The following is an 18,671-nucleotide window of genomic DNA, read 5'->3' on the forward strand; positions in this document are numbered from 1 at the left end:
GCGACGAATTGTAAACTACCCATTTCCCGCACGCGATTTTACGGCTCCTCCCATGTCACCGATTCCGTCACCCGGCACACCCGCCGCCCCCGCTTCCACGTCTCCCGCGCCGCAGGCTGCACGGCCAAAGCGCTGCCGGCATCCTCACAGTCCAGAAGCACGAAGTCCGCCCGGCCGCCGGGGCGCAGCCCGTAATGATCCAGCCGAAGCAGCTCAGCCGGAACCGACGTAATCATCGCGATCAGCTTGTTCATCTCCGCCTCCGTCGTCATATGCGCCCCGTAGCTGGCCAGCAGCGCGCTGTGCAGCAAATCGGCGTTGCCGTACGGATGAAACGGATCTCGCACATTATCCGACCCTATGGCTACGGGAACGCCCATGCCGGCCAGCTGCTTCACTCTCGTCAAGCCCCGGCGGACAAGTCCCTTGTCCTGCCTCCCTTGCAAAAATAAATTGCAAGCCGGCAGCGTAACAATGCCGATCCCCGCTTCCTTGACGGCCGCCATAATCTCTAGCGCCTGGCTCTCTTCCATCGCGGACAAGGAAGTGCAGTGACCGGCAATGACCCGGCCCTCATAATGAACCTCGACCGTTTTGCGGCATAAATACGGCAGATGATTCACCTTCGGGTCGTCCGACTCGTCGATATGCAAGTCCAGATCGACATCCAGCGAAACGGCCATGTCGAACAGCCGATCCAGCTGACGCTCCGGCGCATCGGCCAAATGCGGCGCTCCGCCTATCGCATCTATGCCTCCGTCGGCTACGGCACGCCGGACGGCCGCCTCGGCTTCTTCATCCATTCCGGGAGGACACATCAATACCGCCTGGAGGTCCAGCTCGCGCCGGAACCGTTCCTTGACCGTATGATAAGCCTCCACCGCCTTGGCGCAGTAAGACGGCGAACCGTAATCGAGATGCGTCCGGATCGTTGTCGTCCCGTGGCGCAGAGCCAGGCGAATCGTCCTCGTCATCCGCTCGATCAAATCTTCCGTCTCCATAAGCGGCTGCGCATCGGCAAATCGCCGTATCGCTTCCAGCAGCGTACCCGATGCGTTGGGGAGCTCGGGCCAAGTCATCGCTTTGTCCAAATGCATGTGAATGTCCACCATTCCGGGCAGCAGCAGCCTTCCTCCCATATCCATATAACCGTCTTGATCCGTCTGCGGCCCCGCAGCCGCATCGCTGACTCGGATAATATTCCCGTCATCCACTTCAATCGTTTTGAGATTGCCGCCCCCGGGCAAACGCACATTGGCGAACAGTAAACGCGAATTGTTCATCGATTGCCGCTCCTTCTTTTCCGAGTACATGCTTTTAAAAGTCCGGTGAAAAACTAGCGGAGAGGCCATTTGAATCTGGAAAAGCGTAAGCGTTCGCCTTTGAAAACGGATTCAGCGATTGGAGGATCAAATGGACGCCGCAGCGGACTTTTTCACCACGTTTGTAAAACTAACAAAGCCCTTCACCCGTTCTCCGCGGTATGAAGGGCGCCTTTCGAATTAAGTCAAATGGACGTTGGTCGAGCTGCCGATACCGCCGCTTTCTTGATGGCTTTTCGGTTGATGCTCGATTGCATGAAGCAGCGCAGCGGATTTTTTGCGGATGATGGCGACGCTCAGCCAATACAGAAAGCCGACGATGACCGTCGTGCAGACGATGTTCAACATGCTTTGGGGAATACTTTTGTTAATGAAGTAACCGACCACCATCCAGAAGAACGCTATCCAGTTGAAGCCGTTCCAATACCAATATTGTCCGCTCCGGTCGTATAAAGCGGGAACATTGATTCTCCCCCGCGAGAAGATCAGGTAATGGGCGACGAAGACGGCCCCCATCGGCGCGAATAAGTCGCCGAGCACCGACATATATCCGATGTACCCGTTGACAAGCTGGGGCAGCAGCGATAAGAACACGCCGAACCCGCTGACGATAATTGTACCCCAGAATCGGCCTAAAGAGGTAAAAATATTGCTGATCGCAAGGCCCCCCGTGTACAGATTCTGCACGTTGATGGTCCAGTTATCCATGACGATATAGACGAAGATCAGAATTAGCAGCCAGACGGCGCCGTTGGCCGTTTGAACGATGACATCGAACGCGTTGCTGCTTTTTCCGAGCACTGCCGCCACTGCGTAGCCGCCTACGAAGGAGCAAATAATCTGCCCGATCACCGCCGCCAGAAACGTGCCGATCCACATATCGACGCGGGTTTTGGAATACCGGCAAAAGTCGGCCGCATCCGTAAAGTTGGAAAACCAGGCGGCCGCCATCCCCGTAGACCATAGCGCGATCAGCCCCCACTTCGCCCCTTCTCCGGTCGCGAAGGAGAATACGGCGGAAGGATGGAACGAAGCTTGCGGGTAATTCATCAGCACGACCATCAAAATAATGGAAAATACTATTTTCAGCACGAAAGTGTATCGCGATAAAATTTTTAACGAATTATACCCTACAGTTGCCACCGCTACCTGGAACAAAGCAAACACAACGCTGATGACGGCGAGATTGACCGGCCGATGCATGAGCGCCTCCAGCACGGCCGACAGCCCGATCGACCCGGCGATAGTCTGGAAGGCGAACCAGTAGACGCTGGACACCGCTCTTAAGCCGGAAGCGATCCAGGAACCGCGAATTCCGAACACTCTGCGCAGGCTGACCAATCCGGGGATGCCGTAATCGACCCCGACCGTCGCCGCGACAAGATAGACGGAGAAGCCGATGACAATGCTGAAGAAGCCGGTCAAAATCGCTTCCCAGAACGACATCCCCGCAGCGATCAAAGAGCCGCTGATGACAATGGTCCCCGGATTGACGATAAAATTCAATACGATAAGAAAGGTGTCCCACCAGCGGACCGTCCTCAGCTCATCCGATACGGCTTCAATCCCGAACTGCTCTACCCCTTTGGGCTGTTTATATTTCTTCGCTAAAGATTCTTCCATCTGAGAAGCTTTCATTTTGCCGGCACCTCCACGGTTTTTACAGATCAACATAAAGGGAAACGCTTACAACCAAGAGCGAAATAAAAGCTTATTTCTTGTTCAAATCGTACTGCAGATAGACGACCCGGGTTTGCAAAAACTCTTCCAGTCCGTGCCGGCCGTCCGCTCCGCCGATGCCCGATTTTCTCCAGCCGTTATGAAAGCCCTGGATCGCCTCGAAATTTTCCCGGTTAATATACGTTTCCCCGAATTTGATCTCCCGGCACGCCCTCATCGCAATGTCCAGATTTTGCGTATAGATCGACGAAGTTAGCCCGAATTCCGAATCGTTCGCCAGCTCGATCGCTTCGTCCAAATCGCGGAACGTCATTACGGGAACGACCGGGCCGAAAATTTCCTTCTGCATGATCTCCGAATCCTGCTTCACGTTCACCAGCACGGTCGGCTCGTAATAATAACCTTCGGCGCGCGACGACCGTTTTCCTCCCGTAACGACCTGCGCTCCTTCCGCGATCGCCCGGTTGACCATCGCTTCCACCGACGCCAGGCTTTGCTCGCTAACCAGCGGTCCCATATCGACGTTCTCCGCGATCGGATCGCCGTAGGTGACCTCGCTCATCGCCCGCCCGAGCCGTTCGATGAATTGCTCCGCGATGCGCTCGTGCACATAGACCCGCTCCACGCAGTTGCATACTTGCCCGGTATTGATAATCCGCGAGTTTTTGACGCTTTCGACCGCCAGATCCAAGTCCGCGTCGTCCATCACGATCGCCGGCGCCTTGCCCCCCAGCTCCAGCGACACCTTGATGATATTCTCCGCTGCCGCCGCCATAATCCGCGACCCCGTCTCCACGCTTCCCGTGAAGCTGACCATCCCGATCTTCGGATTCGACGACAGCTCCTGCCCGACCGTGCTTCCTCTGCCCGAGACGAGGTTGAACACGCCCTTCGGCAAATCCGTCTGCGCGACCAGCTTCGCGAATTCGAACGCGTTGTTCGGCGTCTCCGCGCTCGGCTTGACGACGATCGTATTGCCCGTGATCAGCGCCGGCGCGAGCTTGCGCGCGATCAGGAAGAACGGGAAGTTCCAGGGCAGGATGCCGCTGACGACGCCGATCGGCGACTTGAACATAAAGATCTGCTCGTTCGGCCGGTCGCTCTGGATAATTTCCCCTTCGTACCGTCTCGCCCATTCGGCCATGTAGTCGATATAATCCGCCGTAAAATGAACTTCCACCGTCGCCAGGCTAAGAATCTTCCCCTGCTCCCGCGAAATCGTCAGCGCCAGCTCCTCCGCGTTCTCCCGTATTTTCTGCGAGATTTGCCGCAAATACCTGCCCCGCTCGACGGCCGGCAGCTTCTCCCACGACCGCTGCGCCGCCTCGGCCGCCGCTATCGCCTCACGCGTTTCCTCGATCGTCGCGTTCGGCACTTGCGAGATGATGTTTCCCGTCGCCGGATTTGTAACCGTTAACATTTCCGGGTTTGTCGAAGCTCTGAATTCTCCGTTAATATACAGCTCGTAGGTTTTAACATGTTCCGTGAATACCGCCATACTAAAATCCCCTCCACTTTCGGATATTCATTTCATCTTAACGTCAGACCATATAACGTTAAGTTGATTATAGCAATTCTCCCCCCAAATCGTCAATGAGCAAAATTCCTTCATTTACCTTCGAATTTGCGTACATAAGAGAGCCGCCGGACTTAAGCTGCACCCCCATGCTTAGGCTCACCCTAAACATGCAGACGCAGGCTTTAGCCGGCGGCTCTTCTTCGGTGATACAATCATTACTAATAGCGCAGGCATCGACAGCTCGGGGAGGCAGCCGTCAAAGGCGCCGCAGCGCAGTCTCTCACACCAGCTCGCCCCATACGACCGGCAGCTCCGTCTCCCCGCTATTCACATTAACGGAGCGCTCCAAGCGAAGCCGGCCCCCTTCGAACCGGCAGACGACCGTATCGGTGAACGGCGTCTCTACGAAGCACCATGTCATGACAAGCGCAGCATCGTCCCGCCACCCAGCGCTCGCCGCCACCCGCAGCGTATCCGGCTCATACCGGTGATGCAGCTCGCCCCCGGTCATCGTTGTCACTCCGGTGTGCCACTGCCCCAAGCCGCAATCGATCCGGTGCGTTCCCCTGTGATCCGTTAGATGAAACCGGTAGCCGTGCTCCCCGAATTCAAACGTAACGGATTCGATTCGCTGCGGATTGGCGCCGAACGCGTACCGCTTACCCGATATTCGGGCCGCAAGCGGAGAATCCGTCTGCAGCCGAGGCAAGCTCAATGCCAGCCGCTGAAGCTTATCGCGCAATGCCGCCTCGGCCACTCGATCACCGGGAAGGCGCCCCTCTTCCGACATCGCCGGCAGCAGATGCTCCCAGAGCGAATCCATGACTCCCTGCATGTCCGACAGCCCTCCATGGATCGCAATAACGGCGTCCTGCTCCGGCATGACGATACAAAATTGCCCGAACGCCCCATCGGCACGGTACGAATTATGGCGAGAGCGCCAAAACTGGTATCCGTAACCTTGCCTGGAATCGATCCGCTCTCCGGCGCTGTTGGCAATTTGGCAGGACGTCGCTTGTTCGATCCATGCTTCGGGCAGCAGCCGCTTACCGCGCCATACGCCTTTTTGCAAATAGAACTGTCCGAACTTGGCCAAATCCTCCGTGGTCAGGCTCAATCCCCAGCCCCCCGTATTAATGCCGGAGGGACAAGTATCCCAGCCGGATACGCGGATGCCGAGCGGCTGAAACAGCCGGGGCAGCAAATAATCGAGCAGCGTTTGACCTGCAGCCTTCTGAACGATGGCCGACAGCATATACGTCGCTCCGCTGTTGTACATAAACCGGCTGCCCGGCGCGTGGTCCATCGGTCTCGATAGGAAATACCGCGCCCAATCGCCTTCCGTCCGGCGCCATTCTCCGCCCATAATCGGACTTGCATGCCCGGCGCTCATCGTCAGCAAATCTTTGACGCGCATGGCCGCAAGCCGTTCATCCAGAGGCTCCGGCAGTTGCCCGGCAAAAAAGGAGGCAACCTTGTCCTCCACCGTCAGCAGTCCTTCGGCGACGGCGAATCCGACCGCAGTCGAGGTAAAGCTCTTCGATAAGGAGAACAGCATATGAGGCTGCTCCGAGTTGTACGGAGCCCACCAGCCTTCGGCTACGACATGCCCGTGACGAACGATCATCAGACCGTGAAGCTCCAGCCGTTTCGCTTCCACAGCGGACAGAAATCCGGCGATGCCGGAGGCGGCGACCCCTTGCTCCTCCGGCGTGGACCGGGGCAGCTTCTGTTCGGCATTGATCGGCCTTTCATTCCCGGCATCTCTCATTTCAAAGCTCCTTCCGTCAAGCCGCTTATCAGATAGCGCTGCATAAATCCGTACAGCACAATGATCGGCAGCATGGTGATCAGAAATCCGGCAAAAGCGACGTTATAATCGAAGCCGTAATCCGTTTTGAAATTATAAATAAATAACGGCAGCGTCCAGTAGTTGGGACTTCGATTCAGCAAAATGAGCGGCAGCTGGAAATCGTTCCATATCCACAGGCTGTTCAGCGTGACGATCGTCACGATAATCGGCAGCATCAGCGGGTAAATAATGCGGACGAACGTTTGCACGATGCCGCAGCCGTCGATCGTCGAAGCTTCGTCCAGCTCGAGCGGGATATTTTTTAGAAAACCAACGCTTAAGAAAATGCCTTGCGTAAACGAAAGCGCGACGTACATAATGATGAGCCCCATCTGGTTTAACAAATGCATGCTCGACATATGCTTCAGCACCGGCAGCATAATGACCTGAAACGGAACGAAGATGCCGGAGAGAATAAAGTAAAAGACGAACTTGAAATATCCGCGCTTGAAGTTTCGGGAAATGGCGAACGATACCATCGGGACGAGAATCATGATGAACAGCATCGATACCAGCGTGATCATCACGGAATTGCCCATATGAATCCAGAACTTCCCTTTCATCACCGCCGCAAAATTGCCGAGAAACAGGCCGGACGGCGGAGCAAAAAAGCTTTGGGCCGACTCCATCTGCGTCTTGAACGATAGATTGACCGTCAAATACATCGGAATCAGAACGAGAATCGCGCCCAGCGCGAGGACGGTATATTGGATAGCCTGAACGATACGCCCTTCCTTCATTGCTGACCGACCTCCTTTTTCCCCAGCCATTTCATCTGAATGAAGGAGATCAATCCGATCAAGGCAAAAATAAAGATCGATTCCGCCGTAGCGTAGCCGAATTTATTTTCAAGCAGACCGTGCCTGTAGATCAGAAAGCCGATCGATTCGGTCGACGTTCCCGGTCCCCCGTCGGTCATGGCGACAATGGAGTCGAATACGGTGAGCCCGCCTTTAATCAATAGCACCAGATTTACATTCAGCATCGGGATCAAAAAAGGAAACGTAATGGAGAAAAATCGCTGTGTACGCGATGCTCCGTCGATCGTCGCCGCTTCGTGCAAATCCTTCGGCACGCTCGACAGCCCGGCCATGAAAATGACCATAGGAACGGAGACGCCGTGCCACACGTTAGCGATCAAGATGCCGTAAAGCGCCGTGTCCTTATTGCCCAGTATATTCCTCGATAACACTTCGATGCCCAGAGATTCGCCCAGCTTCGGCAGGATCGTAAAGAAAATTTCGTTAAAAATCAAGCCGATCGTAATCAGGCTGAGCACGGCGGGAAAAAAGTAAATCGAGCGGAAAAACCCCCGCATACGGATGCCGCTCGTTAACAGCATGGCCAGGCCCAAAGCGATCGCCGTCTTGACGATAACGACGATCAGCGTGTACTTGAACGTAAATTGCAGCGCATGGAGAAAACGGCTGTCCCGAAATATGGCGGCGTAATTGTCCAGGCCGATGTAACGATACGTTCGCGCCATGCCGTCCCAATTCGTCAGGCTGTAGTTGAACCCCATCAGCGTCGGGTAAAAAAAGAATCCGATGTACAAGAGAAGCGCCGGCAAAGTAAACAACACATAAACCGTCAGCTTCTTCGATCGCAGTCCCGTGCTCTTGGAGCCTGCCGGCCGACTCTGCGCCCTATGGATCGCTTCCATTCTGTCATCCTCCAAACCTATGATGTAAGACGCTCATCAGTTTCCTTTATTGTAGAAAATCTCTTCCAGTCTCTTCATGTAATCGTCAATCGTGCCCCCGCCGATCAGCTCCTGCGTCGCCTTGCCGAAATCGTCCTGCATCGCCGGCGTCCAGGCGGAATCCGCAGCCCGGTACAGCTTGCCGGATAAAGCGTACTCGGCCAGCGTTTTATTCTCCTTGTAATTCGGCTTGACGTCTTTAATAACCGAAATATTGCCCGTTTCATCCGCGTACATCTGCGCCATCTCCGTCGTCGCAAAAAATTCCATAAATTTCTTGGCCTCGTTATTGTATTTGCCGTCTTTCGGGATGGAGAGCGCCGTGCCCACCTGCATCGCAACCTTCGTATCCTCCGCTTTTTCCGCAGGGAACGGGAAAATATCGACGTTCATATTCGGATTGGCTTTCTTAATCGCGACAGCCTGCCACATGCCGTGGAAGAACATCGCGCCTTTGCCTGCGGCCATATCCCTGACGACGTTATCGCTGGAGGTGCCGAGCAAATCCTTTTGCCCGTATTTGCGGAGATCGACTATTTTTTGAGCGACCTTGCGAACCTCCTGATTGTCTGCGATATGCTTCTTGCCGTTGATCACATCGTCGAAATATTGGCTGGCGTCGGGAATGTCCAGGCCGAGGAAAGCCGCCGAGGTTTGGCGTATGATCGCGTAATCTTTATCCGGAAACAGGAACGGCGTCTTGCCGGCCGCTTTGATTTTTTCCGCGACCTGAATCAATTCCGCATACGTCTTGGGAATGCTCAGTCCAAGCTCCTTGAACATATCGACGTTATACGTTACGCCGTATCCTTCCAACGCGTAAGGCACCGTGTAGTTTTTCCCGAGCGTCTTGCTGAAATCGACGAAGCTCGGCACGACGTTTTTGAACAATTCGGCATCGCCCGTCAGATCGGCGTAGTAGCCGTCCTTCACCGGCTGGCGCATGCTCGGAGCCGACGGATAGACCGTGAACAACGGCGGAGCATCGTTATTGGCGATCCGCATCGCCAGCACCTTCAGCATATTCGGCGGCGCGTTGACCTCGATTTCAATGCCGGGATTTTGCTCGTGAAACTTGGCGATAATTTTGTTCAGCGTATCCGTTACGTCCGATTTGTTGGATAACAGCTCCAGCTTGACCTTTTGTCCGCCGCCGTCCGCCGCCCCTTTGGCCGGCTCTCCTCCGTTCGAGCAGGCTGCGGTCGTCGATAAGGCTACGACGGTTCCCAGAGCTGCGATTTGCTGCCATGCGCGTCTTTGTTTCATCTGCGTTACCCCCATGGTTATATTGTTTTGGTTACGCTTACAATCCTAACAATTTGCGTTTTCCATGGATATGAATAAACTGACTTCGCGCATATGAGAAATATGTGGATAGACAAATTAGCCTTGAAATCGCTAAGCTCTGTCATCTCAGCAAAAAAAAGGATAACGGCTCGTCCGCTACCCTTTCCTTCACTTATCGGCGTTATAGAAAATATCTTCCGACTTCTGCATCAGCGTCTTCGTATCGTTTCCGGCTATAAGCCCCTGCACCGCTTTGCCGAAATCGTCCTGCATGGACGGCGTCCACGGCGAATCGGCCGCACGGAACAATTTGCCCGCCAACGCGTAATCGGCGATGCCCTTGTTCTCCTTCACGCGGTGCTCGACTCCTTGTATGATCGAGATATTCCCGGTTTCGTCGGCGAACAGCTGCGCCATTTCCCGGGTGGTCATAAACTCCAGAAACTGCTTGGCCTGCACCGCCGTTCTCGAATTCCGAGGAATGCCGAAGGCCGTTCCCACCTGCATCGCGACCCGCGTATCGTCCGGGTTGTCGGCGGGAAACGGGAACATGGCGACATCGATGCCGGGATTCAGCCGTTTGATCGTGCTCACTTCCCACATCCCGGTGAAGAACATCGCCGCCTTGCCGTCCGCAAAATCGTGAACGGCGGTTTCGTTGGAGGTGCCCAGCGAATCTCGCTGTCCATACTGTCGCAGCTGCAGCGTTTTTTGGGCCAGCCGCAGCAGCTGCGGGCTGTCCGTTATATGCCGCTTGCCGGCAATAACGTCTTCGAAATAAGGAATGATGTCCGGATCGTCCAAGCCCAGCAATACGGCCGATACTTTTCGCAAGTAAGCGTAGTCCTGATCCGGGAACAGAAACGGCGTAATGCCGGCCGATTTCAGCGTCTCGGCGGTTTGAATCAGCTGCGCGTACGTTTGCGGCACGCTTAAGTTCAAATCGCGGAATATCGCCGTGTTGTAAATAATTCCGTAGCCCTCCAGCGCATAAGGAATCGCGTAATTTCGTCCCTGCGTCTGGCTGAACTCGATAAATTCCGGCTTCACGCGCTGCAATAACGGATCTCCCGTCAAATCCTCCAAATACCCCTCCTTGATGGGCTGGCGTATGCTCGGAGCCGACGGATACACGGTAAACAGGTCCGGAGCCGTATCGGTAGAAAAGCGCATGGATAACACTTTCAGCATATTCGGAGGCGCATCCTGCTCGATCTTGACAAGAGGATGCCGCTCTTCGAAGGCGGCGATGATCTGATCTACCGCCTCCGCCGTATCGCCTTTATTGGACAGCAGCTCCAGCGTTACGCGCGGAGCGGCCGGCTGCTGCGGCTCGGGAGACGGCGAGCAGCCGGCCGTCATCATAACGAAAATAAGTGCAATTATACAACGTATCGTTGGCGTCATGTTCCTTCCCCTTGTCAGCTTTGCTCTCGTTTCTTGCTTTGCCCGGGCGTCTCCCCGTAAAACTTTTTATACATTTGAATAAAATACGAATAATCGTTGAAGCCGACGGCGTTGGCGACCTCCGCAACCGTGAGCGCGGTGCTTGTTTCCAGCAGCTTTTTGGCGTTTCTCATTCTGACCGACAGAAGGAACTGGGAGAAGCTCGTCCCGTTTTTTTTCTTAAACAGCCGACTGAGATAGGAAGCGTCGGTATAAAACATGTTTTTGGCCATATCGTCCAGCATAATGTTATACCGGTAATTTCGTTCCACATAGTCTTTGATCAGCTCGACCACGTCTTCTTTTTTCCGCAACGAGGCGATCCGCTCCCCGAGCAGAACCAGCTTCCGGTCAAAATAGGTCCGCAGCTCCCGTGCATCGCGGAATTGATGCAAATCGGCCGGTTCGAGATAAGGGACAGACTCGGAATGATTCTCGTTGATATGCTCAATGACCGAATTGAACGCCGCGATGATTTTGGAGCAAGTGCTTGCCAGCGCATGAACCGACATCCCGGACTCGATGGCCGCCGATAACAGCCGGTCCACAATCGCCGCAGCTTCGTCCTGTTGGCCCCGTATTAACTTGTTGTACAGCGGCGGCAGCAGCTCGTCCAGCAGCTCGTAATTGTACCGCTTGTTCCGGGACACCTCCTCGAAGATGAATATCCCGCGGCCGTCCTCGCCAAAAAACTTGTACAAAACCGCAGACTTGGCCTCCCGGTACGAGGCGCACAGCTCTTCCGGGGCGCTGTGCGCGGCGCTGATGCCGATGAATACGGGGCCGCCGATTTCCCCCGCAAGCTTCCTGAACGCCGCTTGGCATTTAGCCGGCCAGCCCGGGCTCGCATCGGCGGACGGCGTCTCGCCCGCCCACACCGCAACGATCCGGTCCGGGTATCGCCGGTCGCGGAATGCATAGACGGGCGCCGCCTTCGCACCGAAGATTTCCTGCAGAAAGCGGACCAATCTCGCTTCTTGCAGATCGTCCGCTTGAGCGATAACCGTCCGGTAGCAGGCAAGCGGCGGTAAATCAGCGGCATGAATCCCGTCCGCATTTTCGGTATACAGCAGGTCGCCCAAGCGCTGCCTGATCGCTTCCTGCTCAGCCTGCTCCGTGCAGGCCCGCGTTTTCTCCAGTATGGACCATATCGCCGTCTTGTCCGCCGGCTTAAGCAGATAATCCTTCACTTGGTATACGATCGCTTTTTGTGCGTATTGAAAATCGTCGTAGCCGCTAATAATCACATTGAATACGGACGGGAATTCGCTGTGAACGGCGGCAGCGAGCTGCAGCCCGTCCAGCTTCGGCATGCGAATATCCGAGAAGAGCAGCTCGTACGGCTGCGCGCGCAATTTCCCCAGCGCCTCTTCCCCGTCCTCGGCTTCGTCCAAGGCCGCTTCGGGGTCCCAATCCCGGATCGTCTGCAGCAGCGCCTTGCGCGCGTAATATTCGTCGTCAACGACTAGGATTCTCATTCGTATCCTCCTCCTTATCCGCCGGAATCAGCATTTCCACACAGGTCCCTTCATGCAGCCGGGAAGTAATCCGCAGCCAGTAATCTTCTCCGTAAAAATTCTTGATCCTCGCGCTCACATTGCTCAGTCCGATATGGCGGTTCCCCTGAGAAGGCTCCGCTCCATCGGCTTGCCGCAACGAACGGTTCAGCTCCTCCAGCCGCCGCTCGCTCATCCCTACGCCGTCGTCTTGAATCTTGATATGCAGCGTATGGCCCTGCTTGCGGACGGACAAGACCAGCGTCCCTTTCCCCCCTTTGGGCTCAAGACCGTGATGAAACGAATTTTCAACGATCGGCTGCAGCAAAAATTTCAGCATGCGATAGTCGGCTATCGCTTCATCGATCTCGTATTTCACGTCGAATTTATCGACGAACCGGATTTGCTGGATGCGTATATAGTTGTTAATTTGCTCAAGCTCCATGCGCACCGTCACTCTGTCCTTGGACTTCAGATTGTAACGGTACATGCCGGATAACGAGCGGGCCATAACCGAAATCGGCTCGAAGCGGTGCAGCTCCGCAATGGAATGCATCGTGTTCAGCGTATTGTACAGAAAATGCGGGTTAATTTGCGCCTGCAGCATCCCCATTTCCGCTTGTTTTTGCAGCTCTCCGGCTCTGCGCTCCTTCTCCCGGCTCTCCTTCAATCTCGCGATCATCACGTTATAGCTCTGAATCAGCTTGCCGATCTCATCCTTGCGCTGCTCGTCGGCAAGCATTTGATCCAGCGACCCGGAATCGACGATCTTCATCGCTTTGATCAAATTGTGAATCGGCTGCAGCAGACGCCGGGAGAATAACACTGCCAGAGCGACGGCAGCGGCCACGCAGAGCACGCTGATCGATACGTACCTTCCTACGTTTTTGCTGAATGCGTTGTCAATGACTCGCGACGGGATAAACTGGATGATCGACCAGCCGGTAATGTCGTTCCAGGTCGCCGTAAACATATACTTCTCGCCGCCCAACGTCAATTGCACCAGCCGGTTCTCATGCTCCCCGCCTTTTGTAAACTGCGCCATAATCTTGCTGACCGCCTCGCCGTCGAACGAATATTCCGCCGTGTTGTAAATCAGTTTATCGCCTGCAAACACAATCGTCCCCACCTCGCTGTTGGACCCCGAAATCCCCCCGAACAGATTCTCGATGACCTTAAACTTGATGTCCAGCTTCGCGTAGACGTCCTGCCCCTTCACATGATCCAAATCCGATAAGTAACGCAGCACGGAAACGACCTTCCCTTGATTGCTGACAATATTGCTTTCATAAGCGTTGGTGACAATAATTTTGCCCTTCCGCAGTTTATCCGCAGGCAGTTCGCCGAGCAGCTTGTCAAGGTATCCGGTATTGGCGCCGGTGCTGCTGTAAACCCTTCCATTAACGCCCGTGACCGAAATGCCGACGAGCTGCCCGTTCATCAGCAGGTTCTGATCCATCGCTTGCTGCATATAGTTGGCGTCGTCGATAAATTCCAGATTGCTCTGCACGTTCTTCTTCTCCAAAATCCGCTTCAAGCGGTTATCCGTCAAATAAAAATAAGAATAACGCGATATGTTGGAAAAAAAATCGGATACGATCAGGTTGGTCCGCTTGTTCAATTGATTCATAATATCTTCGTAGCTGCGCTTCGTTTGGTTGTAAAAATCGAGCCCCAATATAAACAGCGCGGACAAAACGGGAATTAAAATAATGACGAGATACGATAGCATAAGCTTGTTCTGAAACGAGCTGGCCGGAAGCTTCATCTTCACCCTGCTTCTTCCCTTCTACGATATAGAGACCAGGCGGCGTTATGCTGTTATGCGCGGTCATAGTAAACTTATTATATACTACGGACCTAGCCGCTCGCGCAAATGTAAAATAATCCCACGCCTTCTTATTCCCAGCCGTACTCGTAAAAAGCCGTCGGGTATTTGCCCAATACTAGCGTCTCGCCAGCCTTGCGAAATCCCAAGCTTTCGTAGAACGCGCAAAGCTTGGGCCTGTCTGCGGCACAGTCCAGCCGTACCCGCCGCAAGCCCTTCTCACGGGCATAGGCGATAGTCCAACCGACGATTCTTCTGGACAAGCCCGTTCCCGCATAGGCCCGGCGCACGCACAGCTTGTGCAGCCGGAGCGCGTCTGCCTGCGGACCGTCTGGCTGGCCCCCGTCTAGGCCGGCTTGCACAATCACGGCACCCGCCGCCTGTCCATTCACATAGGCGACGTACAGCCCTTCCCGGCCGTAGGCTGCAGCGATGGACTCCGCCGTCACCTGCCGCTTCGTGCACATTGCCGCTCCCCGATCGGCGAGCCAGAACGCCCCTTCCTCCAGGATCGAAGCGAATGTCTCCCGCTCCTCTTCGCTCACCGCGGGCCGGATCGTCAGAGCCGATTCCGCCGTCTCATCGCGGGCAAGCCGTCTGACGAACGTAACCCGGTGGTAACCGGACCTGAAGAAATCGATTTCATGGCTTGTTTGAAAATAACCGATACTGCGATAAAAACAAAGCGTCCCTTCATTGCCGGGATGCCCCAGCGTATGCAGAAACACCTGCTCCGCTCCCTCGCTGCGAAGCCGCTCTTCGACGAATCGCAGCAGCGCTCTTCCCGTCCCTTGACGTCCATACCGAGATGAAACGACCACTCCGACGATCTCGTACATCCCGGCTTCCTGATTGAACACATAGCCCGCATGGCCGACAATCAGCCGCTCCCCCTCCGACACGGCGACGGCATAGCCGCATGCGTTTCGGTTTTTCGTACGCAAATGGTCCGCCCAGCGGGACGGATAGCGCTCCCTCACAAACTTCGGATATTGCAGCGGATAGTCCGCCATCATCGCCTCTACCTCACGGATGTCTTCTGCTTGCAGCCAGCGAATGTTCATTCGAATTTCCTCCTTCTCCTATTCATTCACAGTAAAAGTTAAATAACGGCAAATTCCCGTTGCTCCCGGCAACGTCGACCTGTTCCCCGCCGTTCTCGGGAACCGTTGCTCCTGCGTGCCCGGGAAAACGAAAAAAAGTATCCGGTCCATAATAGACCGAATACTTCGCCCAGGCGTACGGCTCATCCGCTGCGCGCTCCCTCATGGTTCCCCATGCTCCGCCAGTCGCGCGCAGTCCGTTTTTCATTAATCTTTTTATATCAGAAAATTCAGATAATAGCAATCCTTATTTTACAGCTCGGCCCGGTAAATGCAAGGCATCCCTTCCCGGTCGGACGTAAAAATAACGAAGGAGCTGTCGGGAGCAAACGACGGGTGAGGATGGGCGTCCTGCGTGTTGCCGTAGCCTTTCCAGCTGGTGCCGTGAGAGCACAGCTTCTCCTCGGTCCGCTTCTGTACATCGACGAGATAAATGAAATGCTCCTCCGGCAGCTGGCCGTCGCCGACGATGAACGTATGATCCCGGTTGGAAATAAAATGGCAGTACTTGGAGCATTCCATCCAAATCTCTTCCTTCAGCGTCGCGGGATCGATAAACCGGATGCTCTCCTTCAGTCCCTGCTCGTGATGGCGGTAAACAAACGCAAACCTGGAGCCGTCGGCGAGCCAATATTCATGCGTGATCAGCTCTTCATGCGTTTGCGGCTTCGCGCAGCGCATATTCGAGCCGTCGGCTTGAATCAGCCACAGCCTCGCGTCGATCCGGTTCCACGGCCCTTCGTGGCAGAACAGGATCGTCGACGGATCGCCCGGCCGAATCTGCGGATGACCGAGCCAGCAATGCGGCTCTTCATGAACGACATGGGAAGTGCGGCGCTCGATGTCCACATAGACGATCCGGCAGTGCGGCCTCGCCGCCCACTGCGGTTCGAAGGTCGACCAATCGCCCCGTTCGGGCACGACATCCCGCTCGTTCATCTCGGTCAGCACCAGGTAACGGTCGTCCGGGCTCAATCCCGGATTGGCGTTCGCCTGCCAGCCGGCCGGCGTCTCATAGATCGTCTCCTCGCTCAAGGAAGCCAAATCCATCCGGATTACGCGCTGATCCCGGCAAAAGATCAAATGCTTGTCGTCGCTCGTAAGCGAGCAGCTGAAATCATGGACGCCGCCGCCTTCGGTCAGCTGCACCGCCGTGCCGTCGTGCAAATCCATCTTGTACAGCTGGCGCGCTCCATCGCCTTCTCTGTCGCTGGCGTAAATAAGATAACGGCTATCGTCCGTCACCATTTTATAATAAAAATAAGGGTGGTGGCTCATATACTCCGGCGACGTGAGCCTGGTTACCTTGCGGCCGGTGTATGCGTCCGTATATTCGGCAAACTCATTGGTTACCACAGTTCCTTTGGACATATGAAGCTCCCCTTTCTTCGCGTTTGCTATGGCTGAAGCATCTCCTGCTTCGGCGCGGGTTTAAGCGGCAGGCTCAGCCGCAGCGTCCCGCCGCCGTCCGTATGCCATTCGGCATGCACGCGCGGACGGCGCTCAGCCGCTTCGGCGGCCTCCGGAGCCGCAGCGCCGGGGCCCTCCGGCTTCCTCTCGGCCGAAGCCGAAACAGCGGCGGCGGCGCGCTCCGGCACGGCGGACGCGTTCAGCCCCGCCGGCTCCGCTGCGCTGCCCAGACGCAGGGCGAACACGAGCAGCGCCTGCTCCATGCCGCGAAAATCGAAGCGCTTCCTGGCTCCGGCGTAGATCACATAGTCTACGCATAATTTGCCTTCGTCCGCGCTTATCTTCCATTCGGGGCGTTCGCCGTCGAAGGCAGCGAACAAAACCTGCGCCTGCACGGCAAGCCCGCGATCCAGCCGCACGTTCGCCGTCCGCAGATCCGCCCCTCCGCGCGTTGCGGCGGCGCTGCCGCTAGCGGCTTCAAGCGCGGTGCCCGCTTCAGCGGCGGCTTCGCTCCAAGCGTCGGTCAAATCCGCCGCAACGCCTTCCTGACTGCCGCCGAATTCCAACCGCAGCCGCAGGTCGGACGCCTCGATCGTCCCGTCGATCGGATCGAGCCCGATATGGGTGTCCCCGCCGTCCGTGCAGAAGCCGATGCCGAACAGAACGTCGTTTTGCAGCTGCTCGCCGTAGAAGACGGCCGACGAATAATCGTATCCGTCGTGCAAAAAACGCAGATGCATATAGGTAAAGCCTTCCCCGTTCGGCACATAGGCGAGCAGATTGCGCCGCTGATTCCACATGACGTCCCTGCTGAACGTGCCGAGGCTGATCCGCTCGTCCTTGTAGGTCGTCGCCGTATTCACCGGCTCACCGGCGGCGCTTCTCTGCACGACCTGCCTGAATTCCCCGGTTTGCGCCTGGCGGAAAGCGGATATGTACGCTTCGGGGCAGCGAATCCCGCTGCCGTACCAATCGAGATTGTAGGCGAACCGTTCTTCGGGAAGCAGCGACAGCGAGCCCGGACACGCCAGCTCGAGGAAGGAGCGGACCGCATCCGTCATCGCCGTGCTGTAGCTGCGGCTGTGCGGGCCGGACCATTCGCCCGTCGGCACGTGATAATGCTCGGCGACCATTCTCCAGGCGACATCGAGCATATCGGCGCTCAGCTGCTTCGCTTCCTCCAGACCGGTCGACGTATGGATGCTCGACAACTCCTGAATCGCGACGACCGTATAGGTCGGGCTGTTGAATTCCTGGAATGTTCCAAGCTCCTTCGTATAGTCGCTGAACTTGCGCAGACGCTCCAAGCCGTAGTCCCGGTAACGCTCTTCCCCGTACACTTCGCCGGCAATCAGCGTCACGAACGCTCCCATAATGGCTATATTCGTATAGCCGGGGCCGACGTTGCGCTTCATGATCGCATCGCATGCGCAGTATACGGCGTGGCGCAGCCGCTCTCTCAGCTCCGCGCTAAAGCGCTGTCCGTGGCGCTGCTCCGCCAGCACAAGCCGCTTGCCGCAGAAGTCGGCCCAGTTCCAGTCGGGCGGCGCCATCATGGACAGCGGCTCCTCCAGAAACCACGACCAAATGCCGAAGGTCGCGTTCTCGCGGTTTTGATCCTGGAGGCCGATGACCTTGCCGATAATATCCGACGCCCGGGCGGCCAGCGCTTCGTCCTCCGAGTCGAGCAGCCCCAGCGCGTAGACAAGCGCCGCCAAGGTCGGATGCGTATGCGTCACCTGCTCCCGCTTCAGCGTCGTATGGTAGCCGGGAGAACTGAACGGCCTGCGAACCATCTTCAGCTCCGGATTGTAGTCGGGATGCCAGCGCTCCAGCTCCTTAAACAGCATGCGATGATGGTCGATCGTCATAGGTTTCCACTCCTTATTTATATCATTAATATTTAATGACATTAATTTGTTAGAGAGAGACGTCCGTTATCCTGTCCGCAGCGGAACTGCCGCCGTGACGGAACGCCTCATGATCGCTACTGCGGCGGCGCCTCGGCTTTAACCGGCCGTCGTGC

Annotated in this window: 13 protein-coding genes and 1 riboswitch; all 13 genes read right to left on the reverse strand. The window is 56.0% G+C overall.

Translation table 11 applies throughout. The features are described 5' to 3' along the window. Positions 1–38: 38 nt before the first annotated feature. The gene (locus SK3146_RS02850; RefSeq protein WP_249863648.1) at positions 39–1,283 is read right to left on the reverse strand and encodes an amidohydrolase family protein; all 1,245 of its coding nucleotides are present in this window, start codon (positions 1,281–1,283) and stop codon (positions 39–41) included. Between the two features lie 219 nt (positions 1,284–1,502). Beyond that, positions 1,503–2,960 (reverse strand): purine-cytosine permease family protein, encoded by a 1,458-nt coding sequence (locus tag SK3146_RS02855; RefSeq protein ID WP_249863649.1) that lies wholly within the window; start codon positions 2,958–2,960, stop codon positions 1,503–1,505. Between the two features lie 73 nt (positions 2,961–3,033). Continuing rightward, a complete protein-coding gene (gene aldA / locus SK3146_RS02860; protein WP_249863650.1) occupies positions 3,034–4,500 on the reverse strand; it encodes an aldehyde dehydrogenase in 1,467 nt (488 codons plus the stop codon). 301 nt (positions 4,501–4,801) lie between these two features. Further along, positions 4,802–6,292: a serine hydrolase domain-containing protein gene (locus SK3146_RS02865; RefSeq protein ID WP_249863651.1), complete on the reverse strand. Its 1,491-nt coding sequence runs from the start codon at positions 6,290–6,292 to the stop codon at positions 4,802–4,804. Continuing rightward, on the reverse strand, positions 6,289–7,113 hold the full coding sequence (locus SK3146_RS02870; RefSeq protein WP_249863652.1) for a carbohydrate ABC transporter permease: 825 nt from the start codon (positions 7,111–7,113) through the stop codon (positions 6,289–6,291). The genes SK3146_RS02865 and SK3146_RS02870 overlap by 4 nt, the downstream gene beginning before the upstream one ends. After that, on the reverse strand, positions 7,110–8,036 hold the full coding sequence (locus tag SK3146_RS02875; protein WP_249863653.1) for a carbohydrate ABC transporter permease: 927 nt from the start codon (positions 8,034–8,036) through the stop codon (positions 7,110–7,112). Before SK3146_RS02875 ends, SK3146_RS02870 begins: the two co-directional genes overlap by 4 nt. Before the next feature lie 36 nt (positions 8,037–8,072). Beyond that, on the reverse strand, positions 8,073–9,341 hold the full coding sequence (locus tag SK3146_RS02880; RefSeq protein WP_249863654.1) for an ABC transporter substrate-binding protein: 1,269 nt from the start codon (positions 9,339–9,341) through the stop codon (positions 8,073–8,075). 189 nt (positions 9,342–9,530) lie between these two features. After that, positions 9,531–10,769, reverse strand: coding sequence for an ABC transporter substrate-binding protein (locus SK3146_RS02885; protein ID WP_249863655.1), 1,239 nt, complete (start codon positions 10,767–10,769; stop codon positions 9,531–9,533). 14 nt (positions 10,770–10,783) lie between these two features. Continuing rightward, entirely contained in the window at positions 10,784–12,286 is a 1,503-nt protein-coding gene (locus tag SK3146_RS02890) for a response regulator (protein WP_249863656.1), read from the reverse strand. Continuing rightward, positions 12,267–14,072, reverse strand: a complete 1,806-nt coding sequence (locus SK3146_RS02895) for a sensor histidine kinase (RefSeq protein ID WP_249866155.1) — start codon at positions 14,070–14,072, stop codon at positions 12,267–12,269. Before SK3146_RS02895 ends, SK3146_RS02890 begins: the two co-directional genes overlap by 20 nt. Before the next feature lie 131 nt (positions 14,073–14,203). Continuing rightward, the gene (locus tag SK3146_RS02900) at positions 14,204–15,196 is read right to left on the reverse strand and encodes a GNAT family N-acetyltransferase (RefSeq protein WP_249863657.1); all 993 of its coding nucleotides are present in this window, start codon (positions 15,194–15,196) and stop codon (positions 14,204–14,206) included. 160 nt (positions 15,197–15,356) lie between these two features. Then, positions 15,357–15,435, reverse strand: a riboswitch (ZMP/ZTP riboswitch). A 52-nt stretch (positions 15,436–15,487) separates the two neighbouring features. After that, on the reverse strand, positions 15,488–16,606 hold the full coding sequence (locus tag SK3146_RS02905) for an oligogalacturonate lyase family protein (protein WP_249863658.1): 1,119 nt from the start codon (positions 16,604–16,606) through the stop codon (positions 15,488–15,490). Positions 16,607–16,632: 26 nt separating this feature from the next. Beyond that, positions 16,633–18,516, reverse strand: a complete 1,884-nt coding sequence (locus tag SK3146_RS02910; protein WP_249863659.1) for a hypothetical protein — start codon at positions 18,514–18,516, stop codon at positions 16,633–16,635. Positions 18,517–18,671 lie beyond the last annotated feature (155 nt).

Origin of the sequence: Paenibacillus konkukensis (assembly GCF_023523925.1) — a bacterium.
Lineage (GTDB): Bacteria > Bacillota > Bacilli > Paenibacillales > NBRC-103111 > Paenibacillus_S > Paenibacillus_S doosanensis.

What these genes read in the sequence shown, in the direction of transcription:
- SK3146_RS02855 (WP_249863649.1), bottom strand. Translation starts at nt 2,960, where the DNA reads ATGAAAGCTTCTCAGATGGAAGAATCTTTAGCGAAGAAATATAAACAG.
- SK3146_RS02885 (WP_249863655.1), bottom strand. Translation starts at nt 10,769, where the DNA reads ATGACGCCAACGATACGTTGTATAATTGCACTTATTTTCGTTATGATG.
- SK3146_RS02880 (WP_249863654.1), bottom strand. Translation starts at nt 9,341, where the DNA reads ATGAAACAAAGACGCGCATGGCAGCAAATCGCAGCTCTGGGAACCGTC.
- SK3146_RS02910 (WP_249863659.1), bottom strand. Translation starts at nt 18,516, where the DNA reads ATGACGATCGACCATCATCGCATGCTGTTTAAGGAGCTGGAGCGCTGG.
- SK3146_RS02865 (WP_249863651.1), bottom strand. Translation starts at nt 6,292, where the DNA reads ATGAGAGATGCCGGGAATGAAAGGCCGATCAATGCCGAACAGAAGCTG.
- SK3146_RS02890 (WP_249863656.1), bottom strand. Translation starts at nt 12,286, where the DNA reads ATGAGAATCCTAGTCGTTGACGACGAATATTACGCGCGCAAGGCGCTG.
- aldA (WP_249863650.1), bottom strand. Translation starts at nt 4,500, where the DNA reads ATGGCGGTATTCACGGAACATGTTAAAACCTACGAGCTGTATATTAAC.
- SK3146_RS02905 (WP_249863658.1), bottom strand. Translation starts at nt 16,606, where the DNA reads ATGTCCAAAGGAACTGTGGTAACCAATGAGTTTGCCGAATATACGGAC.
- SK3146_RS02895 (WP_249866155.1), bottom strand. Translation starts at nt 14,072, where the DNA reads ATGAAGCTTCCGGCCAGCTCGTTTCAGAACAAGCTTATGCTATCGTAT.
- SK3146_RS02875 (WP_249863653.1), bottom strand. Translation starts at nt 8,036, where the DNA reads ATGGAAGCGATCCATAGGGCGCAGAGTCGGCCGGCAGGCTCCAAGAGC.
- SK3146_RS02900 (WP_249863657.1), bottom strand. Translation starts at nt 15,196, where the DNA reads ATGAACATTCGCTGGCTGCAAGCAGAAGACATCCGTGAGGTAGAGGCG.
- SK3146_RS02850 (WP_249863648.1), bottom strand. Translation starts at nt 1,283, where the DNA reads ATGAACAATTCGCGTTTACTGTTCGCCAATGTGCGTTTGCCCGGGGGC.
- SK3146_RS02870 (WP_249863652.1), bottom strand. Translation starts at nt 7,113, where the DNA reads ATGAAGGAAGGGCGTATCGTTCAGGCTATCCAATATACCGTCCTCGCG.